General features: G+C 75.6%; 21 protein-coding genes. 13 read left to right on the forward strand and 8 right to left on the reverse strand.

What is annotated here, in order from left to right; genetic code table 11:
* Positions 1 to 40: 40 nt before the first annotated feature.
* From ACTWM8_RS18635 to ACTWM8_RS18650, 4 genes are all read right to left on the reverse strand, one after another.
* Positions 41 to 1,759: an acyl-CoA dehydrogenase gene (locus tag ACTWM8_RS18635; RefSeq protein ID WP_446210147.1), complete on the reverse strand. Its 1,719-nt coding sequence runs from the start codon at positions 1,757 to 1,759 to the stop codon at positions 41 to 43.
* 25 nt (positions 1,760 to 1,784) lie between these two features.
* Complete coding sequence (locus ACTWM8_RS18640; RefSeq protein WP_446210148.1) at positions 1,785 to 2,336, reverse strand: PadR family transcriptional regulator; 552 nt, start codon at positions 2,334 to 2,336, stop codon at positions 1,785 to 1,787.
* A gap of 109 nt (positions 2,337 to 2,445) precedes the next feature.
* On the reverse strand, positions 2,446 to 2,904 hold the full coding sequence (locus ACTWM8_RS18645) for a DUF4383 domain-containing protein (RefSeq protein ID WP_446210149.1): 459 nt from the start codon (positions 2,902 to 2,904) through the stop codon (positions 2,446 to 2,448).
* Positions 2,905 to 2,998: 94 nt separating this feature from the next.
* Complete coding sequence (locus ACTWM8_RS18650; RefSeq protein ID WP_446210150.1) at positions 2,999 to 3,148, reverse strand: hypothetical protein; 150 nt, start codon at positions 3,146 to 3,148, stop codon at positions 2,999 to 3,001.
* Positions 3,149 to 3,270: 122 nt separating this feature from the next.
* On the opposite strand from ACTWM8_RS18650, the gene ACTWM8_RS18655 reads away from it, so the two are divergent.
* A complete protein-coding gene (locus ACTWM8_RS18655; RefSeq protein WP_446210151.1) occupies positions 3,271 to 3,591 on the forward strand; it encodes a hypothetical protein in 321 nt (106 codons plus the stop codon).
* A 218-nt stretch (positions 3,592 to 3,809) separates the two neighbouring features.
* Positions 3,810 to 4,619, forward strand: a complete 810-nt coding sequence (locus tag ACTWM8_RS18660; RefSeq protein WP_446214593.1) for a sigma factor-like helix-turn-helix DNA-binding protein — start codon at positions 3,810 to 3,812, stop codon at positions 4,617 to 4,619.
* Between the two features lie 112 nt (positions 4,620 to 4,731).
* Here ACTWM8_RS18660 and ACTWM8_RS18665 read toward each other — a convergent pair whose 3' ends face one another.
* Entirely contained in the window at positions 4,732 to 5,577 is an 846-nt protein-coding gene (locus ACTWM8_RS18665; protein ID WP_446210152.1) for a siderophore-interacting protein, read from the reverse strand.
* A 4-nt stretch (positions 5,578 to 5,581) separates the two neighbouring features.
* A complete protein-coding gene (locus tag ACTWM8_RS18670; protein ID WP_446210153.1) occupies positions 5,582 to 6,613 on the reverse strand; it encodes an ABC transporter substrate-binding protein in 1,032 nt (343 codons plus the stop codon).
* A gap of 83 nt (positions 6,614 to 6,696) precedes the next feature.
* Here ACTWM8_RS18670 and ACTWM8_RS18675 point away from each other — a divergent pair, with 83 nt between their 5' ends.
* The 4 genes from ACTWM8_RS18675 to ACTWM8_RS18690 are packed head-to-tail and all read left to right on the forward strand — an operon-like array spanning position 6,697 to position 10,773.
* A complete protein-coding gene (locus tag ACTWM8_RS18675) occupies positions 6,697 to 7,746 on the forward strand; it encodes a FecCD family ABC transporter permease (protein ID WP_446210154.1) in 1,050 nt (349 codons plus the stop codon).
* Entirely contained in the window at positions 7,743 to 8,765 is a 1,023-nt protein-coding gene (locus tag ACTWM8_RS18680) for a FecCD family ABC transporter permease (RefSeq protein ID WP_446210155.1), read from the forward strand. The genes ACTWM8_RS18675 and ACTWM8_RS18680 overlap by 4 nt, the downstream gene beginning before the upstream one ends.
* Positions 8,766 to 8,808: 43 nt before the next feature.
* Positions 8,809 to 9,609, forward strand: coding sequence for an ABC transporter ATP-binding protein (locus ACTWM8_RS18685; protein WP_446214594.1), 801 nt, complete (start codon positions 8,809 to 8,811; stop codon positions 9,607 to 9,609).
* Positions 9,610 to 9,648: 39 nt separating this feature from the next.
* A complete protein-coding gene (locus ACTWM8_RS18690) occupies positions 9,649 to 10,773 on the forward strand; it encodes an FUSC family protein (protein ID WP_446210156.1) in 1,125 nt (374 codons plus the stop codon).
* Between the two features lie 9 nt (positions 10,774 to 10,782).
* Here the strand turns inward: ACTWM8_RS18690 and ACTWM8_RS18695 are convergent, their stop codons facing one another.
* Positions 10,783 to 12,393 (reverse strand): sulfatase, encoded by a 1,611-nt coding sequence (locus ACTWM8_RS18695; protein WP_446210157.1) that lies wholly within the window; start codon positions 12,391 to 12,393, stop codon positions 10,783 to 10,785.
* A 343-nt stretch (positions 12,394 to 12,736) separates the two neighbouring features.
* Positions 12,737 to 13,519: a CDP-alcohol phosphatidyltransferase family protein gene (locus ACTWM8_RS18700; protein ID WP_446210158.1), complete on the reverse strand. Its 783-nt coding sequence runs from the start codon at positions 13,517 to 13,519 to the stop codon at positions 12,737 to 12,739.
* Positions 13,520 to 13,614: 95 nt separating this feature from the next.
* Between ACTWM8_RS18700 and ACTWM8_RS18705 the strand changes: the two genes are divergently transcribed.
* Genes ACTWM8_RS18705 through ACTWM8_RS18735 form a run of 7 tightly spaced genes read left to right on the forward strand, consistent with a single transcriptional unit; the run spans position 13,615 to position 19,323 of the window.
* The gene (locus ACTWM8_RS18705) at positions 13,615 to 14,595 is read left to right on the forward strand and encodes a zinc-dependent alcohol dehydrogenase (protein WP_446210159.1); all 981 of its coding nucleotides are present in this window, start codon (positions 13,615 to 13,617) and stop codon (positions 14,593 to 14,595) included.
* Between the two features lie 4 nt (positions 14,596 to 14,599).
* Positions 14,600 to 14,998 carry a 6-pyruvoyl trahydropterin synthase family protein gene (locus ACTWM8_RS18710; protein WP_179805444.1) on the forward strand — a complete coding sequence of 133 codons (399 nt, stop codon included), beginning with the start codon at positions 14,600 to 14,602 and terminating at the stop codon, positions 14,996 to 14,998.
* 3 nt (positions 14,999 to 15,001) lie between these two features.
* Positions 15,002 to 16,048 (forward strand): glycosyltransferase family 4 protein, encoded by a 1,047-nt coding sequence (locus tag ACTWM8_RS18715; RefSeq protein ID WP_446210160.1) that lies wholly within the window; start codon positions 15,002 to 15,004, stop codon positions 16,046 to 16,048.
* The gene (locus tag ACTWM8_RS18720) at positions 16,045 to 16,866 is read left to right on the forward strand and encodes a class I SAM-dependent methyltransferase (RefSeq protein ID WP_446210161.1); all 822 of its coding nucleotides are present in this window, start codon (positions 16,045 to 16,047) and stop codon (positions 16,864 to 16,866) included. The genes ACTWM8_RS18715 and ACTWM8_RS18720 overlap by 4 nt, the downstream gene beginning before the upstream one ends.
* Positions 16,867 to 16,922: 56 nt before the next feature.
* Complete coding sequence (locus ACTWM8_RS18725) at positions 16,923 to 17,948, forward strand: lysylphosphatidylglycerol synthase domain-containing protein (protein ID WP_446210162.1); 1,026 nt, start codon at positions 16,923 to 16,925, stop codon at positions 17,946 to 17,948.
* A 12-nt stretch (positions 17,949 to 17,960) separates the two neighbouring features.
* On the forward strand, positions 17,961 to 18,614 hold the full coding sequence (locus ACTWM8_RS18730) for a GTP cyclohydrolase II (RefSeq protein WP_446210163.1): 654 nt from the start codon (positions 17,961 to 17,963) through the stop codon (positions 18,612 to 18,614).
* A 1-nt stretch (position 18,615) separates the two neighbouring features.
* Positions 18,616 to 19,323, forward strand: coding sequence for a RibD family protein (locus tag ACTWM8_RS18735; protein ID WP_446210164.1), 708 nt, complete (start codon positions 18,616 to 18,618; stop codon positions 19,321 to 19,323).
* The last annotated feature ends 58 nt before the right edge of the window (positions 19,324 to 19,381 follow it).

The raw sequence follows: 19,381 nt of genomic DNA on the forward strand, positions 1-19,381 counted from the left end.
GACACGCCGCATTCCGGGTAACCGCCGGCCGGACGGTCCGTCAGGGGTTCATCTCGTAGGCGCCGGAGAGGGCCTCCACCTGGGACCAGACCCGGGCGGTGCGCTGCGGGTCAGCGACCGGTCGGCGGACCTGGGTCAGCGCCCACGCAGCTTGCGCGTCGGTGGTGGCCGCCTTGCCGTGCAGTTCGGTGGCGTGGCCGGAGAAGTCGCGGACCAGGATGTCGAAGATCTCGTCCAGCAGATCGGTGTCCAGGCCGGTCAGCGCGGCCTGCTCCAGGATGAGCTGGCCGTAGACGACCAGCGCGAACAGCTGGCCGAGGGCGAGCAGGAAGTCCAGGTCGCGCTGCTGCTCCTCGCTCGGCGCGTGGGCGGCCAGCAGCGCGCAGAGCCCGTCGGCCTGCTCCCGGAACCGGGCCACGTTCGGCACGCCGGCGTGCGCGTCGTACGCGGCCCGCCAGTCGTGGAAGCGGATCGCGCCCAGCCCCCGGGCCGGGCCCTGCCGGAACAGGAACTCGTCGTCGGCCGGGTCGTGCCGGGTCGGCACCGGCGGGAACTCGGCCGGCCGGAACAGGTAGCTGGCCATGAACTTCAGGATCAGGGCCAGGTTGACGTGCACGGTGCCTTCGAGCTTCGGCAGGCCCCGGATGTCCCGCGCGGCCTTGTCGAAGTAGGTGTCCGCCTCGAAGCCCTTGGCGGCGATGACGTCCCAGAGCAGGTCGACGACCTTCTCGCCCTCGGTGGTCACCTTCATCTTGGTCATCGGGTTGAACAGCAGGTAGCGGCGGTCGTCCGGGCCGGCCGAGCGGAAGTAGTCCACCGCTCGGTCGCTGAACAGCTTCATCGCCACCAGCCGGGCGTACGCGTCGGTCAGCTCCCGGCGTACGTGCGGGAAGTCGGTCACCCGCCGGCCGTAGAGCACCCGGTTGTGGGCGTGGGTGACCGCCTCGTACATGGCGTGCTCGCAGATGCCGATCGAGGCGGTGCAGAGGTTGAACTTGCCGACGTTGACGGTGTTGAGGGCGGCGTCGAAGGCGGCCTTCCCGGTGTGCAGGACGTCCTCGGCGCGCACCGGGTAGTCCTCCAGCCGGAACTCGCTGACGTACATCTGCGCGTTCACCACGTTGCGCACCAGGTGGTACGCGGGGTGCCGGCTGTCGGCGGCGAAGAAGACGTACCCGTCGGGGCCGTCGACGTCGGCGCGGCGGCCGAAGACCGAGACCAGACCGGCGACGTTGCCGTTGCCGATGTAGTACTTGCCGCCGGTGGCCCGGAAGCCGCCCTTGCCGTCCGGGGTGAGCAGCATGTCGGTGGAGTAGATGTCGGCGCCGTGGCTGCGCTCGGAGAGGCCGAACGCCATCACGTGACCGCCGTCGAGCAGGGTGGCGGCGCGGGCCCGGGCGGCGGCGTTGTCGCTCTGCCAGACCGGGCCGAGGCCCAGGACGGTGACCTGCCAGGTGTACCAGTAGCCGAGGCCGTAGAAGCCGAGCACCTCGCTGAGCGCGGCGTTGCGGGCGGTGTCCCAGCGCTTGGCCGGGTCGCCGGCACCGTCGGCGGCCGGGGTGCAGAACGCCGCGAAGAGACCGGACTTGGCGGCGAAGTCGAGAAAGTCGCCGTACCAGGTGTGGTCGTTGTAGCTGTCGACCAGGACCTTCTTGCCGCGCTGCTCGAAGAAGTCGACGGTGGCGCGCAGCAGCCGGCGGGACTCGGAGTCGAGGTGGGCGGGGTCGTAGGTGCGCGGGTTGAGCAACGGGTCGGCCATGGGGGTCCTTTCCGGAGGGTGGGGGTCAGCGGGCGAGGTCGCGCAGGGTGGCGAGGACGTCGTCGAGCCAGGCCAGCACCATCCGCTCGTACGCGATGCCGCCGCGCAGCACGACGTGCTGGAGTGCGTTGCGGGCGTCGCCGGGGTCGGGCGCCGGGAAGTCGCGGCGCTCGCCGGCCAGGTAGCTGGCGAGGACCGCCTCGTGGTCGGCGCGGTAGCGCTCGACCTCGGCGACCAGGTCGGCCCGGCCCGCCGGGTCGGCGAAGGCGGCACCGCGGATCTTGACGGCCAGCTCGTGCCGGACCGCCTCGGGCTGCACGGGCGCGCGCAGCCACTCGGCGAGCGCGCTCTGCCCGGCGGCCGTGGCCGACCAGCACCGCTTGTCGGGGCGGCCGTCCTGGCCGACCTCCTCGGCGGTGACCCAGCCGTCGGTCTCCATCCGCTTGAGCACCCGGTAGATCTGCTGGTGGGTGGCGGTCCAGAACCGGCCGATCGAGCGGTCGAAGCGGCGGGCCAGCTCGTAGCCGGAGGCCGGCTGCTCCAGCAGGGAGACCAGGATCGCGTGCTCGAGGGCCATGCGGGCATCCTGCTATGCAACGAGTTGCATAGGCAAGGCCGCAGGGGCGTCGGTCACACGGACGACGACGCCGCGCCCCTCGCGGGAGCGCGGCGTCGTCGGATCAGGGTCAGCGTCGGGCGCCGCCGGGGCGGCGGGTCAGCGCCAGCCCGAGGGCGATCATGCCGACGCCGAGGAACAGGTGCAGCCAGTTGTCCGCGTTGTTGAGCGGGACGAAGTTCGCGCCGCTCTCGTGGTCGACCACCAGGCCGTAGAGCCAGAGCACCAGGTAGATCGCGCCACCGGCGACCAGGTACGTCCGCGCGCCGGACACGGTACGCGCCAGGGCGAGCCCGGCGACGCCGAGCGCCAGGTGCACCAGGTTGTGCAGGACCGACACCTGGAAGAGCCCGAGCAGCTTCGCATAGGACTCGTGCCCGGCGAACATCATCTGGTCGTAGTTCGTGGTGATGCCGGGGATGAAGCCCAGCACCCCGATCAGCAGGAAGGCCGCGCCGACCGCCTGCGCGGCGCGACGGACGGGAGACGCGGCGGTCGCCGACGCCCCGCGGCCGGGTCTGTTCACCATGTCAACCACCTCCGTCGACGTCCGTGTGGCCCCGGATGCCCGGGACCACACCCGGCAAACCTCCGGAACCGGGCGGCTGTGTGCGGGGGCCGGCTCAGGCCGGGGTGCGCGGTAGCCGGGGCGGACGCACCAGCTTCCGCACCCGGAGGTCGGCGGCGAAGCGGGACGCCAGGTCGACCGCGTCCGCGTTGCCCTTGACCAGCCAGGCGCCGAGGCTTTCCGGGGTCACCCGTCGAGTCGTCATCCGGTGCTGGTGCCCAGGACCGGCGCAGGGCAATCAGTCAACGTGGCGTTGACCACTCCACGAGGGGTTTACCGGACGCGGGAGGTGGAGATTGTCCCCCGGTACCGACAGAGGGGGAGACCGTGTCCGAGACCGACCGCCCAGAGCCGCGCGACCGGGGCACCGCGCCCGCCGGGGTGACAGATCCGCTCCTGTGGCGGCTCGCCGCCGGCGTGGCGGACGCGCACCAGCCGGACGAGACCGGACACTGCGACAACCTGCTCTGCGGCCAGCAGGAGTGGCCGTGCGACGCCGCCCGCCAGGCCCAGCGGGCGCTGGCACTGTCCGGCGACGCCCCCGAGGAGGTCGCCGACCCGGTTCGCGACGACCGGCGGGAGGAGTCGCAGGGCGACCTGACGGCCCTGGCCCACCGCCGCTCCCGGACGGCCGCCGAGGCCGCCTGACGCTTCCCGGGCGGCGCCGCCGCCCGGGTCCGCTCGCCCGCTCCCGGGCGGGATACCTCCGCACCCACTCACCGACCCGCCGTCACATCGGCCGGCTCCGCTGTGTCTACTGCTGTGAGACGCGACGAGGGGGCGACGTGACAGCGGTCGACGAGCACGAGTGGTTGACGCAGCGGTTCGAGGAGCACCGGACCCGGCTCCGGGCGGTGGCATACCGGATGCTGGGCTCGGTGAGCGAGGCCGACGACGCCGTCCAGGACGCCTGGCTACGGGTCAGCCGGGCCGACACCGGTGCCGTGGAGAACATCGGCGGCTGGCTGACCACCGTGGTCGCCCGGGTCTGCCTGAACGCGCTCCGCTCGCGGGAGCGGCGCCGCGAGGAACCGCTCGACGTACGGCTGCCCGAGCCGATGATCAGCCGCGAGCCCGGGAATGACCCCGAACACGCCGCCGTGCTGGCCGACTCGGTCGGGCTGGCGCTGCTGGTGGTGCTGGAGACGCTGACGCCGGCCGAGCGGCTCGCGTTCGTCCTGCACGACATGTTCGCTGTGCCGTTCGAGGAGATCGCCCCGATGGTTGACCGGTCCCCGGCCGCGGCCCGGCAACTGGCCAGCCGCGCCCGGCGGCGGGTACGCGGGCAGGCCCCCGTGCCCGACCCGGACCTCGCCCGGCAGCGGGCGGTCGTCGAGGCGTTCTTCGCCGCCGCCCGCGACGGCGACTTCGACGCGCTCGTCGCCGTGCTGCACCCCGACGTCGTGCTGCGTTCCGACGGCGGCCCGGGCAGCCGCCACACGGTCGTGCTCACCGGCGCGCCGACGGTCGCCGGGCAGGCGGTCACCTTCGGACGGCTCTACCCGTTCATGCGGCCGGCGCTGGTCAACGGGGCCGCCGGCGCCGTGGTCGCGGCGCAGGGCCGGCCGATCTCGGTCATGGGCTTCACCGTCACCGACGGCCGGATCGTCGCCGTCGACGTGCTCTCCGACACCGACCGCCTGCGCCGGCTCGACCTGGCCGTCCTCGACGACTGACGGCATGCGGCCCGGCGGGGCGCGGGACCTCGGTCGCCCCGCCGGGGAGCGATGTCGTCCGCACCGAGGGGTAGCCGCCGCCCGGCGCCGCGGCCGCGGACAGCCGGGCCGGTCAGGCGTCCGCCTCCGCGCGCAACTGCTCCTCGGAGGCGCCGCGCCGCCAGTAGCCGGCGAAGGTCACCCGCCGCCGGTCCAGGCCGCGGTCGGTGACCAGGTGCCGGCGGACCGCCCGGACCGTCGAGGACTCGCCGGCGATCCACGCGTACGGGACGCCGGCCGGCAGCCGCGCGGCGCGGATCGCCTCGACCAGCAGGCCGCTGCCGGGCGGGGTGGTGCCCCGGACCAGCCAGCGCACCTCCGCGTTCGCCACGGTGGGCAGTTCGCGCACGTCGGCGGCGTTCGGCACCTCGATCCACGCCCGGACGGTGGCGCCGGCTGGCAGCCAGGCCAGGATGCCGGCGGCGGCCGGCAGCGCCGTCTCGTCGGCGGCGAGCAGGACGTGGTCGGTGCCGGGCGGGGGCCGGAAGCAGACGCTGCGGTTGTCCCGCTCGGCGGGTCCGAGCAGGACGATCCGGTCCCCCGGCCGGGCCTGTCCCGCCCACCGGGTGGCCGGGCCGCTGTCGCCGTGGTGGACGAAGTCGACGTCCACCTCGGACGCCTCCGGCCGCTGCGCGCTGATGGTGTAGGAGCGCATCACCGCGCGGACGGCCGGGTCGGTGGCGCGCCAGCGCGGGTACCAGTCGTCCCCGGCGTCGAGCGGAACCACCGGCTCCGGCTGGCCCGGGTGGGGCAGGAAGAGCGAGACGCTCTGGTCCCGGCCGCCGCCGGCGAACGCGGCCAGCTCCTCGCCGGTCAGGGTGACCCGGATCAGCGAGGCGCCGATACGCCGGGTGTGCCGGACCTGGGCCTGGTAGAAGCGGTAGCGCAGGGCGACGGGGGTCGCGGTGCCGGTCGTCACGGCGTCAGCCGACCCGCTTGGCCGACCGGATGGCGGTGGCGAGGTTCTTTAGCAGCGGCGCCGCGCCCGCGTACGAGAAGCGGGGCACCGCGTCCCACGGGGTGACCTGATTGGCGCGGACGGCGGGCAGCTGCTGCCAGGTGGGCTTGGCCGCGAGGTCCTTGGGCTGCAACGCGGTGGACCGGTTGTCGAGCAGGATCAGGTCGGCGGGGAACTTGCCGGCGTTCTCCCAGCTCAGGCTCTCGAAGTAGTCGCCGGTGGCGAGCTTGTTCGGCACCACGATGTCGACGCCCAGCTCGGCGAAGTACATCAGGTCGGTGCTGACCTTCGGGTTGGAGACGTAGAACAGGTCGGGGCTGCCGGAGGCGGCGAGCACCCGGATGCCGGGGTTGGCCTTGACCGCCTGGCGGACCGACTCGGCGGCGGCCTCGAAGCGCGCCTTGGCGTCGGTGACCTTCTTCGCGCTCAGGTCGGCGCCGAGGGAGCGGGCGAGTTCCGCGTACCGCTCGATGGGCCGGGTCATCGGCACCCGGGCGGTGGTGACGGTGGCGCTGGGCGCCAGGCCGAGGATCTTGTCGCGGCTCTCGTCCGGCACGTACCAGAAGGCGCCGGGGTCGTACATGTGGGTGACCAGCAGTTCGGGGCGCAGTCCCGCGTACTTCTCGACGTTGAACTCGCCCCAGACGTTGCCGAGCACGGTGACCCGGTCGACGTCGAGGCCACCGGCCTGCGGGTCGACCGAGCCGTCGCTGCGGGTGGTCTCGCCGAACACGCCGACGATCTGCGAGTCGAGTCCGAAATCGACCAGCGCGGCGGCGACCCCGGTGAAGGCGACGACCCGGGTCGGGCGGCTCGCCAGCTCGATCTTCTTTTTGCGGTCGTCAGTGAAGGACCAGGGGCCGGTCGAGCCCTTGGCACTGGTGGAGCCGGGCTTGTCGGCCTGGCCGCAGCCGACGAGGAGGGTCGCGAGGGTGGCGCCGCCAGCGGCGAGCAGGCCCCGGCGGGAGAGTCCGCGGGCGGACATGGAAGCAGGCATGATGACGTCTTTCGATCAGGACCGGACCGCGATGATCCGCGATGGCGGGGTTAGGTTAACCTAACCTAACTCGAAGTCAACCGGTGCCATGCCGTTTCCCCCCGGAGCCGACCCTGTCCGTCACCACGCTCGCCGCCGCCCCGGCGCCGGCGCCACCCACCCGCCGCGCCGGCCCGGCTGCGGCGCTCGCCGCCGGGCTGCTGCTCCTGCTCGTCGTCGCGGTGCTGAGCATCGCCGTCGGCGCCCGACCGCTCTCCCCCACCGAGGTCTGGCACGGCCTGGTCTCCGCCGCCTCCCCCGAACACGCGGTGGTGCACCGGATGCGCCTGCCCCGCACGCTGCTCGGCCTGGTCGCCGGCGCGGCGCTCGGGGTGGCCGGGGCGCTGATGCAGACGCTCACCCGCAACCCCCTGGCCGACCCGGGACTGCTCGGCATCAACGCCGGCGCGGCGGCCGCGGTCGCCTCCGCCACCGCCCTGCTCGGCGTCGGCACCGCCGGCGGCTGGATCTGGTTCGCCCTGCTCGGCGCCGCCACCGTCACCGTCGGGGTGTACGCCGTCGGCGGCGGCCGGCGGGCCACCCCGGACCGCCTCGCGCTGGCCGGGGCGGCGCTCAACGCCGTTCTCTACTCCTACGTCAGCGCGGTCATGCTGCTCGACTCCGCCTCGCTGGACCGGCTGCGGTTCTGGACGGTCGGCTCGCTGGCCAACGCCGAGTTCGCCACCCTGCGTACCGTGGCGCCCTTCGTGCTGGCCGGCCTGCTGGTCGCCCTGGCTGGCGCGCGGTCGCTGAACGCGCTGGCCCTGGGCGACGACACCGCGCGGGCGCTCGGCGCCCGGCCGGCCCTGGTACGCGGCGGCGCGATCGCAGCGGTCACGCTGCTCTGCGGCGCGGCCACCGCCGCCTGCGGGCCGATCGTCTTCGTCGGGCTGCTCGTGCCGCACCTGGTCCGCGTGCTGACCGGGCCGGACCTGCGCTGGCTGCTGCCCGCCTGCGCGCTGTACGCGCCCGTCCTGCTGCTCGGCGCCGACGTGCTGGGTCGGGTGTTGGGCCGTCCCGGCGAACTCCAGGTCGGCCTGGTCACCGCCGTGCTCGGCGGCCCGCTCTTCCTGCGTCTGGTGGCCCGGCGATGACCGTGCTCCGCACCCCCGGTGGCCGGTCGCTGCGCTGGCGTCCCCGATCGCTGGTGGTCGTCGCCACCGCGGTGCTGCTCGCCGTCGGCCTCGGCGTGCTCGCCGTGGGCGGCGGCGACTACCCGATGAGCCCGGCCGACGTGCTGCGCACGCTGGCCGGGGGCGGCACCGCGGCCGAGGAGTTCATCGTCGGCGAGCTGCGCCTGCCCCGGCTGGTCACCGCGCTGGGCGTCGGGGCCGCCCTGGCGCTGTCCGGCGCGGTGGTCCAGACGCTGTTGCGCAATCCGCTGGGCAGCCCCGACGTGCTCGGCATCACCCAGGGAGCGGCGACCGGCGGGCTGATCGTCGTGGTGCTCGGCGGCAGCAGCCTCGCGTTGTCCGGCGCGGCGCTGGCCGGGGGGCTCTGCACCGGCCTGCTCATCCGGGCCGTCGCCGGCACCCGGGGCCTGGCCGGTCACCGCCTCGTGCTGGTCGGCATCGGCGTCACGGCGATCCTCACCGGCGTCAACGGCTGGCTGCTCACCCGGGCGCCGCTGATGGACGCCGCCCGGGCGGTGCTCTGGCTCACCGGCAGCCTGGACGGGCGCGGCTGGTCGCAGGCGGTGCCACTGCTCGGCGTCCTCGCGGCGCTCGCCCCGGTGGTGCTCGCCGGCGGGCGGGCAATGGCCATGGTGGAGCTGGGCGACGAGACCGCGACCGCGCTGGGCGTGCCGGTGACCCGGGTCCGGCAGGTGCTGCTCGGCGCGGCGGTGCTGCTCGCCTCCGTCGCGGCGGCCGCCGCCGGGCCGGTCTCCTTCGTGGCGCTCACCGCCCCGCACCTGGCCCGCCGGCTCACCCGCGCGCCGGGGCCGAACCTGGTGGCCTCGGCGCTCACCGGTGCGGTGCTGCTGGTCGGGGCGGACCTGGTGGCACAGCGCGCCCTCGCCGGCCAGCAACTGCCGGTGGGCGTGGTGACCGGCGTGCTCGGCGGGACGTACCTGGTGTGGTTGCTCGCCGCGCGGCGGGCCGGACGGAGCTGAAGGAGGTCACGTGTCGGGAAACCCACGCCTGGACGGGGTCGGGCTGACCCTGGCGTACGAGCGGCGGATCGTCGCGGAGGGGCTGTCGGTGGCCGTACCGGACGGGTCGTTCACCGTGGTGATCGGGCCGAACGCCTGCGGCAAGTCGACGCTGCTGCGGGCCCTGGCCCGGACGCTGCGGCCGCGCGCCGGGACGGTGCTGCTCGACGGTCGGGACATCCACGCGCTGCCGTCCCGGGCGGTGGCCCGTACCCTCGGCCTGCTGCCGCAGTCGTCGGTGGCGCCGGACGGCATCACGGTGGCCGACCTGGTCGCCCGCGGCCGGTACCCGCACCAGGGGCTGCTGCGGCAGTGGTCCCGGGAGGACGAACGGGTGGTCGCCGAGTCGATGGCCGCCACCGGCGTCGCCGAGCTGGCCGACCGGCCGGTCGACGAGCTCTCCGGCGGGCAGCGGCAGCGGGTCTGGATCGCCATGGCGCTGGCCCAGCAGACGCCGCTGCTGCTGCTGGACGAGCCGACCACCTGGTTGGACGTCGCCCACCAGATCGAGGTGCTGGACCTGTGCGCCCGGCTGCACGAGGAGCAGGGCCGGACGCTGGTGGCGGTCCTGCACGACCTGCACCACGCCGCCCGCTACGCCACCCACCTGATCGCCATGCGCGACGGCCGGGTGGTCGCCGAGGGCGACCCGCGCGAGGTGGTCACCGCCGAACTGGTCCAGGAGGTGTTCGGATTGCCGTGCCGGATCGTCGAGGACCCGGAGACCGGCACGCCGCTGGTGGTGCCCGCCACCCGCCGTCCACGTTTGCCGGACGTGGCCTCGCGGGTAGTGCCGACATCCTGACCGGACGCCAAGATCCGGCGTACGGCCGGAGGAGTCGCGATGGCGGGCATGGTCCGGAAATGGGCGGGGTCCGCCGTCGGCCGGCTGCGGCAGGGCTGGCGGCCGGCGGTGGAGGCGGCCGCGGCGGCCACCGTCGCGTGGATCGTCGCGGCCCGGCTGATCGGCCACCCGGATCCGTTCTTCGCGCCGAGCGCCGCGCTGATCGTGCTCGGCGAGGCGCGCGGGCAGCGGCTGCGGCAGACCGTCGAGATGGTGCTCGGGGTGGCCGCCGGAGTGCTCGCCGCCGACCTGGCCGTGCAGTCGCTCGGCCCGGGCACCGGCACCGTCTTTCTCGTGCTGCTGCTGACCATCGGCCTCATGCTCACCATCGGAGCGAGCAGCACGCTCACTGTCCAGGCCGCCGTCTCCGCCCTCTACCTGGTCGCGGTGGCCGCGCCGCAGGGCGGCGGGCTGGTGCCGTTCCGGTTCGTCGATGCGCTGATCGGCGGCGCGGTGGCGCTGGCCGCCAGCCAGCTCATGGTGGCCCGGGACCCGCTCGGCCCGCTCGTCGCCGAGGCCCGGCGCACCTACGGCGACCTGGCCGACCTGCTCGACCGGATCGACCGGGCCCTGGCGGGCGCCGACGAGGAGGCCGCCCGCGCGGCGCTGGACCGGGCCCGCGAGGTGGACGGCTGCGTGGACCGCTTCCGCATCGCCGTGCAGGCCTGCAGCGAGTCGCTGCGGCTGCGGGTCCGCAAGCGCCGCCACCTCGACCAGGTGGCGGAGGTCGAGGCCACCTGCCACCAGCTCGACTACGCGGTACGCAACATCCGGGTGCTGGCCCGCAACGGCGTGACGCTGACCCGGCTCGGCACGCCGGCCCCGCCGGAGCTGGGCGAGGCGATCCGGGCGCTCGGCGAGGCGGTGCGCGCCGCCGCCGATGCCCTCTCCACCGACCTCGGTGGACACTCCGACGCGGACCGGCACGCGGAACGCGCCGACCACGCCGCCCTGGAGGCGGTACGCCTCGCCGCCCGGATGCTCCGGGCCGACCCGCCGCTGCCACTGATCATGATCGTGGGCCAGATCCGGGCCACCGCCATCGACCTGCTGCGCGGGGTCGGGGTGGACGACGCGGCCGTGTTGGGCCGGGTCGACGAGGCGCTCGGGCTGCCGAACACCTGAGCCCCTGGCTCAGCGGGGCGACGGCGGGGCGGCCGCCCTGGCCGGCGGCTGCGGGCCGAAGGTGCGCAGGAACCGGTCCCGGAAGGTGTCCATCCGCCAGACCGGCGCGCTCGGGCCCGGCCGCAGCCCCTCGTCCCAGCCCCAGGCGGCCACCCGGGCCAGCACGGCGGGATCGTGGGCCACGATGGTGATCGGCACGTCCCGGCCGGCGTTCTCCCCGGTCACCACCGGCGCGGGCTGGTGGTCGCCGAGGAAGACCAGCACCAGGCCGTCGTCGCCGTACGTCTCCACGTAGGAGATCAGGCTGTTCAGCGAGTACTCGATGGAGCGCCGGTAGCCGGTGCGGACCTCCGTGGCGCTGCGCCCCACCACGTCCTTCGGGTTGACGGCCACCGAGGTCGGTCGGCGGTAGATCGACCCGTCGCCGACGTGGTCCCAGTCAAGCATCCGGGGGATCGCCGCCCAGGGTGAGTGGCTGGAGATCAGCGGGATCTCCGCCATGATCGGCGCGTGCCCCGGGGTGGCCCGCTCCCGCCGCTGGAAGGTGGCCAGCGTGTACTGGTCGGGCATGGGCGCGTAGTTGAACTTCGGGCCGCGGTAGTCGAGCCCGGCCGCGTCGTGGTAGCGGTCGAAGCCGAAGAAGCTCTTCTCCGGCCAGGGCTGGGTGGCCGCCGGCATCACCCCCACCGTCTGCCAGCCGCCCCGCCGGAACGCGCCGTTGAGGGTGAGCCGGTCGCCGGCCAGCAGGCTGAGGTGGCGTTGCTGGTTGTCCACCCAGAGCCCGGACAGCAGCGTGTCGTGCGCCAGCCAACTCCCCCCGCCGGCGGTGGGTGAGGTGAGGAAACCGCTGCGAGCGTAAAAGCCTCGCTCGGCGAGCCGGCGCGTACCGCCGTCGAGCACCGCGCCGACCTGCGGGGCGAACTCCGGGTCCTGCACCGCGTCCCGGCCGTAGCTCTCCACGAACGCGACGATCACGTCCTTGCCGCGCAGGGCGGTGAGCAACTCATCGCCCGGGGTGTCGCGGAAGGAGTCGGCGGCGGCCTCGGCGGCGAAGGCCTCCCGGTCCCGCAGCCCGGCACCGAGCTGACCGACATGCTGGCCGACCAGCCGGGACGTCCCCGAGTCGGCGACCGGCACGCCGATCGTCGCGCCGGCGACCCAGACCGCGGCGCACCCCGCCAGCACCCGGACCGCCCGCCGGTCGTGCCGGGCCACCAGCCGGCTCAGCCGGAGCACCGACCGGGTGGTCAGCACCAGCAGCGCACCGACCGCGGCGACCAGCGCCACGATCGCGCCGACCGCGCCGGCCCGGCCGACGGAGTCGCGGACGAAGCCGTACGCGTCGTCCAGCAGCACCCAGTCGAGGACCAGGTCGAAGGGGCGGGCGAGGCTGGCGGACATGCCCATGTCGAGCAGCTTGACGACGGCAAGCAGCCCGAGCGCGACGCCGCACAGCACCGCCAGCGCCCGCCGGGCCGCGCCGCGCAGCACCAGCAGCAGCGCGGCGGCGACCAGCCCCTCGACCGGGATGCGCAGGAACGCGGCGGGGCCGAGCTGGTCGAGCCGGTTCGGCGCCACCAGCACGGCGAACACGAGCAGGCCGGCCGCCACGGTGGTCACCCGCGCCGCGACGGTACGCACCCGTCCCCGTCCACCGGCGACGGCGTCATCCGCCGCCGCACCGGCCGAGTCTGGCGCGATCGGAGCGTCGGGTTCCTCCGCCCCGGCGGGGAGATCGGGGGCCGGCGCGGACGCGGCCTCGACGGGATCCGCCGCGGCGGGAGGGCCAGCGGGCGGGTCGAGGGCCGGCCCGACGGGCCCGCCGCGGCGAGGCTGCGGGATCGGATCGGCCGGGCGGGCCGGTCCGTCCACCGTGGCCCGGCGGCGCAGGCGCGACAGCACTGACACTGCGATGTCCCTTCCCTGGGCTACCCCGGCTGTCCGGCCGGGCTATCGGTGCGGCTCAGACGGGCTGATGCGCGGCGAGCGGGCGCTCGGCGATGGTCTCCGGCACCGGCCGGAGAGCCGGCGTCGGACGGCGCACGGGGGCGGTCCGGAACCGGCGATGCCACCAGAGCCAGCCGACGTCGTGGCCGAACGACTCGACCAGCAGCGCCAGCGAGGCCGCCAGCACGACGGCGGTGGCCGGCGCGGGCAGCACCTCCGCCGTGGCGACCAGCAGCAGCACCCCCTGGGCCGCGGCCACCACCTTGCGCCAGTACCGCGCCGGCAGTGTCCCGCGCATCCAGGGCAGCACCCAGCTCGCCGCGACGAAGGCGTACCGCATCGCGCCGATGGCGAGCACCCAGCCGCCGGTGGACGGCGCCACGTGGACGCTGAGCACCAGGATGAGGAAGGCGTCGACCTCCATGTCGAAGCGGGCGCCGAGCGCGCTGGCGGTGCCGGTGCGCCGGGCCACCCAGCCGTCGACGGCGTCCAGGGCGAGCGCCACCACGGCCATCGGCACCAGCACGGCCAGCGGCGCCGCCGCGTCGATGGCGTCCACCACCAGGGCGGTCACCCCGCCGACGAGCACCGCCCGGGTCAGCGTCACCCGGTCCGCCGGGCCCAACCGGTCCGCGCCGCGCCGGCGCAGGCCACGGTCGAGCGCCCCGCAGAGCCCGATGCCGTACGCGACGCCGGCCAGCCAGCCGGCGACGTCGAGCCCGACGGTCGCGGCCAGCCCGGCGAGCAGGACGATCTGGGCGGTCAGGCCGATCACCGGACCGGTTCGAACCTTGGACACCCTGCCTCCGTGTTTATGATCGACGGCCTCGACAGGAAACACGGAGCGGGTGGCCGTTCGGTTCGGTCCGGCGGCCAGATGAGGAGAACATCCGCGTGATCCGCGACGCCCACGCCTTCTGGCTCCGCTCCCCCGGCGTGGGTGAGATCCGCCCGGTGACGCTACCGGAGCCGGGCCCCGACGAGGTCCTGGTACGCGCGCTGTACTCGGGGGTCAGCCGGGGCACCGAGACGCTGGTCTTCACCGGCGGCGTGCCGGCCGACCAGTACGCGGCGATGCGCGCCCCGTTCCAGGAGGGCGACTTCCCCGCCCCGGTCAAGTACGGCTACCTCAGCGTCGGCGTGGTCGAGGCCGGTCCGGCGTGGCTGCGTGGGCGTACCGTCTTCTGCCTGCACCCGCACCAGAGCGCGTACGTCGTGCCGGCCTCGGCCGTGACGCCGGTGCCCGACGGCGTGCCGGCGGCCCGGGCGGTGCTGGCCGGCACGGTGGAGACGGCGGTGAACGCGCTCTGGGACGCCGCGCCGCTGGTCGGCGACCGGGTCAGCGTGGTGGGCGCCGGCATGGTGGGCTGCGCCGTCGCGGCGCTGCTCGCCCGCTTCCCCGGGGTACGCGTCGAGCTGGTGGACACCGACCCGGCGCGGGCGGCGGTGGCCGCGGCGCTGGGCGTCGGGTTCGCGTCGCCCGACGACGCGGCCGACGGGCGGGACCTGGTGGTGCACGCCAGCGCGACCGGCCCCGGGTTGCAGCGCGCCATCGACCTGCTCGCCCCGGAGGGCACGGTGGTCGAGCTGAGCTGGTACGGCGACCGGCCGGTGCAACTGTCGCTGGGCGGGTCGTTCCACTCCGGCCGGTTGACCATCCGCAGCAGCCAGGTCGGCACGGTCTCGCCGGCCCGGGCGGCACGGCGAAGCTACGCCGACCGGATGGCGCTGGCCCTGGAGCTGCTCGCCGACCCGGTCTTCGACGCGCTGCTCACCGGCCGGTCGCGCTTCGCGGACCTGCCCGACGTGCTCGACCGACTGGCCGCGGGGAACCTCCCCGCGCTGTGCCACCTCATCACCTACGACGGGGAGTGACGCCGTGTTCAGCGTGACCGTACGGGACCACATGATGGTCGCCCACAGCTTCCGGGGCGAGGTCTTCGGGCCCGCGCAGCGGCTGCACGGGGCGACGTTCGTGGTGGACGCGACCTTCCGCCGCGCCGAGCTGGACGCGGACGGCATCGTGGTGGACATCGGCCGGGCCACCGAGGAGCTGCGGGCCGTCCTCGCCGAGCTGACCTACCGCAACCTGGATGACGAGCCGGCCTTCGCCGGGGTGAACACCACCACCGAGGTGCTCTGCCGCACGGTCGCGGACCGGCTGGCCGAGCGGGCGCACGCCGGTGGGCTCGGCGCGGGGGCCCGCGAGCTGGCCGGGATCACGGTGACGTTGCACGAGTCGCACATCGCCTGGGCCAGCTACGAGCGGTCGCTGTAGCCGGTGCCCGTGGTGCACGTCGTCCTCCCCGGCGACATCGACGACCCGGCGACCCCCAGCGGCGGCAACACCTACGACCGCCGGGTCTGCCGGGGCCTCGCCGAGCGGGGGTGGGCGGTGCGCGAGCACGGCGTACCCGGGCGGTGGCCGCGCCCCGAGCCGCCGGCGCGGACCCGCCTGGCCGGGGTGCTCGCGGCGCTGCCCGACGGCACGGTGGTGCTGCTGGACGGGCTGGTCGCCTCGGCCGTGCCGGAGGTGCTGGCCCCGCACGCCCGGCGGCTGCGGCTGGTCGTGCTGGTGCACATGCCGCTGGAGGACGGCACCGAGGCCGCCGCGCTGGCCTGCGCCGCCGCGGTGGTCACCACCAGCGGGTGGACCCGCCGCCGCCTGCTCGACCGGTACCCGCTGCCCGCCGACCGGGTGCACGTGGCCGCCCCCGGGGTGGACCGGGCGCCCCCGGCGACCGGCACGGGCGCCGGCACGGGCGCCGGCACGGCGCTGCTCTGCGTCGCGGCGGTCACCGCGCACAAGGGACACGACGTGCTGGTCCGCGCCCTGGCCGAGGTCGCCGACCTGCCCTGGACGCTGGACTGCGTGGGCGCGCTCACCCGCGATCCCGACTTCGTCGCCGGGCTGCGCCGGGTGGTGGACCAGCGGGGGTTGGCCGGGCGGGTACGGCTGACCGGCGCGCGCACCGGGGCGGACCTCGACGCCGCGTACGCCGCCGCCGACCTGCTGGTGCTCGCCTCGCACGCCGAGACGTACGGGATGGTGGTGACCGAGGCCCTGGCCCGCGGCCTGCCGGTGCTCGCGACCCGGGTGGGCGGGGTGCCCGAGGCGCTGGGCCGGGCCCCGGACGGCGAGCCGCCCGGCCTGCTGGTGCCCGCCGACGACCCGGCCGCGCTGGCCGGCGCGCTGCGGCGCTGGCTCACCGGGGCGCCGCTGCGGCACCGGCTGCGGCGGGCGGCCCTGGCCCGCCGGGACGGCCTGGCCGGCTGGCCGGACACCGCCGCCGCGATCGCCCACGTCCTGAACGGAGTGAGGATATGACCACGCACGTCAGCGACCCCTTCGCCGACTGGCTCGCGCTGCGCGAGCCCGCCGACGCCGCCGCCCGCGCCGACGACCTGGTCGACCGGGTCCGCGCCCGGCTGGCCGCCGACCGGCCGCTGGTGGTACACGACCTGGGCAGTGGCACCGGCTCCATGGCACGCTGGCTGGCTCCCCGGCTGCCCGGCCCGCAGCACTGGGTCCTCTACGACCGGGACCCCGGGCTGCTCGACCGGGCCCTCGCCGCCCCGCCACGCGCCGCCGACGGCAGCCCGGTGCGCATCGAGACCCGGCGCACGGACATCACCCGGCTCACCGCCGCCGACCTGGCCGGCGCCGACCTGGTCACCGCCTCGGCGCTGCTGGACATGCTGACCGCCGAGGAGATCGAGGCGATCGTGACGGCCTGCGTCGGGGCGGGCCGCCCGACCCTGTTCACGCTCTCCGTCATCGGCCGGGTGCGGCTCGACCCACCGGACGAACTGGACGCGGACGTCGCCGCCGCGTTCGACGCGCACCAACGCCGTACCGTCGACGGCCGGCGGCTGCTCGGGCCGGACGCCGCCGCGGCCACCGTCGCCGCGTTCCGGCGGCACGGGGTTCCCGTGACGGTCCGGTCCAGCCCGTGGCGGCTGGGCGCCGGGCAGGGCGCGCTGATCACCGAGTGGTTCACCGGCTGGTGCGACGCGGCCGTCGAGCAGCGCCCGGAGCTGGCCGCCCGGATCACCGGGTACGCGCGCCGCCGGCTGGCCGAGGCGGCGGCGGGCCGGCTGACCGTCACGGTGGGCCACGACGACCTGCTCGCCGGGGTGGAATGAACCCGACGGCCGGCCGGTACGTGGAGCAGGGGGAGATCTTCGACAGGAGGCCCCGCGTGCCACAGGCTGCCCACGACACCCCCGGCAACCCGGTCCGTCCGACGTGGGCCTGGGTGAGCAACCTCGGCGGCGTCGCGCTGGTGGCGGCGCTGCTGTGGTGGCTGGGCACCGGCCCGGCGCTGGCCGCGCTGCGCCGCATCGACACCCCGGCGGTGGTCGCGGCGCTGCTGCTCGGGGCGCTCAGCACCGTCTGCTGCGCCTGGCGGTGGCGGTTGGTCGCCGGGGGGCTCGGCGTCCGGCTCCCGCTGGGCACCGCCGTGGCGGACTGCTACCGGGCGGTCTTCCTCAACGCCACCCTGCCCGGCGGGGTGCTCGGCGACGTGCACCGGGCGGTCCGCCACGGCCGGGAGGCCGGCGACCTGGGCCGGGCCGTGCGGGCGGTGGTCTGGGAACGCAGCGCCGGTCAGGTCGTCCAGGTCACGCTCGCCTCGGCGCTGCTGCTGGCGCTGCCGTCGCCGGTGCGGCCCTGGCTGCCGGAGGCCACCGCGCTGGCCCTGGCGGTGGCCCTCGGCGTGGTGCTGCTGGCCCGGGCGCTGCCCCGCTCCGGCCCGTCCCGGCGGGCCCGCGCGCTGCGCGCCGCCGCCGCCGACGTCCGCGCCGGCCTGCTGACCCGCCGGACCGGGCCGGGGGTGCTGCTCGCCTCGGCGCTGGCGGTCCTCGGCCACCTGGGCACCTTCCTGGTGGCGGCCCGGGTCGCGGGCGCGACCGCCCCGCTGGCGCAGCTGCTGCCGCTGACCCTGCTGGCGCTGCTGGCGATGGGGCTGCCGGCGAACGTGGCCGGGTTCGGCCCACGCGAGGGGGTGGCCGCCTGGGCGTTCGGGGCGGCCGGCCTGGGCGCCGCCCAGGGGGTGTCCACCGCGCTGGTGTACGGGGCGCTGGTGGTCGTCGCCGCCCTGCCCGGCGCCGCCGTGCTGCTGCTGGGCCGGCTTCCGGCCCGGTTTCCGTACCGGTCCACGACTCGTACGGTGGGCCAGGGCGGTTCTGCCGCGGTACCCGCTGCCGGGCTGGCCGGCAGCGCCTGACGGAGGAGACACATGTACGGAGCACTTCCGGTCGCCACGGTCCGCACGCAGGTCACGGTCCCCCTCCGCCTGCCCGACGGGTACGCCACCACGGCCCGGGTCTTCACCTTCGACGGGCTGGTGGACGGGCGGGAGCACCTGGCGTTCGGGCTCGGCGACTGGGCGGGCGCGCTGCGGCGACAGCCGGCCGGGCCGGCGCCGCTGGTCCGCCCGCACAGCGAGTGCCTGACCGGGGACGTCTTCGGCAGCCAGCGCTGCGACTGCGGTCCGCAGCTGCGCGAGGCGGTGGAGCGCATCGCCGACGCCGGCGGATTCCTGCTCTACCTGCGGCAGGAGGGGCGCGGCATCGGCCTGTACCCGAAGCTGGACGCCTACGCGTTGCAGGACGCCGGCCTGGACACGTACGAGGCGAACGTGGCGCTCGGGCACGGCGAGGACGAACGCGACTACCGGGCGGCCGCGCAGATGCTGGCGGTGCTGGGGGTGCGGCGGCTGACTCTGCTGAGCAACAACCCGGAAAAGGCCGAGCAGCTCGACGGGCTGGGCGTGGCGGTGACGGAGGTGGTCCCCACCGGGGTCTACCGCTCCCCCGCCAACGCCGACTACCTGGCGGCGAAGGCGAGCCGGGCGGCCGCCCGCACCGCCGACTCGCCGTCGCTGACCTGAGATGGACGCCGTGCCGGCGGGCCGGCGGCCGTACGTGCTGCTGAGCTGCGCCACGTCGATCGACGGGTACATCGACGACGCCACCGGGCAGCGGCTGCTGCTGTCCAACGCCGATGACCTGGCCCGGGTCGACGCCGTCCGGGCCGGCTGCGACGCGATCCTGGTCGGCGCCGGCACCGTCCGCCGCGACGACCCGCGGCTGGTGATCCGCTCGGAGCGACTGCGCCAGGCGCGGGTGGACCGTGGGCTGCCACCGTCACCCGTGAAGGTGACGCTGACCGGGCGCGGCGACCTCGACCCGAGCGCCCGGTTCTTCACCGTCGGCGACGCGGACCGGATCGTGTACTGCGCCTCGCCGGTGGTGGCGAAGACCAGCGAGGTGCTGGACGGGCTGGCCACCGTCGTGGACGCCGGCGACCCGCTGGACCCGGCCCGGGCGCTGGCCGACCTGGCCGGGCGCGGGGTGGACCGGCTGATGGTGGAGGGCGGCGGGTCGGTGCATGCCCAGTTCCTCACCGCCGGGCTCGCCGACGAGCTGCACCTGGTGGTCGCCCCGTTCTTCGTCGGCGACCCCCGGGCGCCCCGCTTCGTCCGCGACGGCCCGTTCCCGTGGCACCCCGGCCGGCGGGCCCGGGTGGTCGAGGCCCGCCAGATCGGTGACGTGGTGCTGGTCCGGTACGCCCTGTCGGATCGCTGCCCGGACGCCTGAGCCGGTGAACCGGCGGGCCCCTTCGTCCGTACCACCGGCCGACCCGGAGAACCGACCT

The organism is Micromonospora sp. IBSANI012 (assembly GCF_052814045.1).

What these genes read in the sequence shown, in the direction of transcription:
- ACTWM8_RS18635 (WP_446210147.1), bottom strand. Translation starts at nt 1,759, where the DNA reads ATGGCCGACCCGTTGCTCAACCCGCGCACCTACGACCCCGCCCACCTC.
- ACTWM8_RS18640 (WP_446210148.1), bottom strand. Translation starts at nt 2,336, where the DNA reads ATGGCCCTCGAGCACGCGATCCTGGTCTCCCTGCTGGAGCAGCCGGCC.
- ACTWM8_RS18645 (WP_446210149.1), bottom strand. Translation starts at nt 2,904, where the DNA reads ATGGTGAACAGACCCGGCCGCGGGGCGTCGGCGACCGCCGCGTCTCCC.
- ACTWM8_RS18650 (WP_446210150.1), bottom strand. Translation starts at nt 3,148, where the DNA reads ATGACGACTCGACGGGTGACCCCGGAAAGCCTCGGCGCCTGGCTGGTC.
- ACTWM8_RS18660 (WP_446214593.1), top strand. Translation starts at nt 3,810, where the DNA reads ATGCTGGGCTCGGTGAGCGAGGCCGACGACGCCGTCCAGGACGCCTGG.
- ACTWM8_RS18670 (WP_446210153.1), bottom strand. Translation starts at nt 6,613, where the DNA reads ATGCCTGCTTCCATGTCCGCCCGCGGACTCTCCCGCCGGGGCCTGCTC.
- ACTWM8_RS18680 (WP_446210155.1), top strand. Translation starts at nt 7,743, where the DNA reads ATGACCGTGCTCCGCACCCCCGGTGGCCGGTCGCTGCGCTGGCGTCCC.
- ACTWM8_RS18690 (WP_446210156.1), top strand. Translation starts at nt 9,649, where the DNA reads ATGGCGGGCATGGTCCGGAAATGGGCGGGGTCCGCCGTCGGCCGGCTG.
- ACTWM8_RS18720 (WP_446210161.1), top strand. Translation starts at nt 16,045, where the DNA reads ATGACCACGCACGTCAGCGACCCCTTCGCCGACTGGCTCGCGCTGCGC.
- ACTWM8_RS18730 (WP_446210163.1), top strand. Translation starts at nt 17,961, where the DNA reads ATGTACGGAGCACTTCCGGTCGCCACGGTCCGCACGCAGGTCACGGTC.
- ACTWM8_RS18735 (WP_446210164.1), top strand. Translation starts at nt 18,616, where the DNA reads ATGGACGCCGTGCCGGCGGGCCGGCGGCCGTACGTGCTGCTGAGCTGC.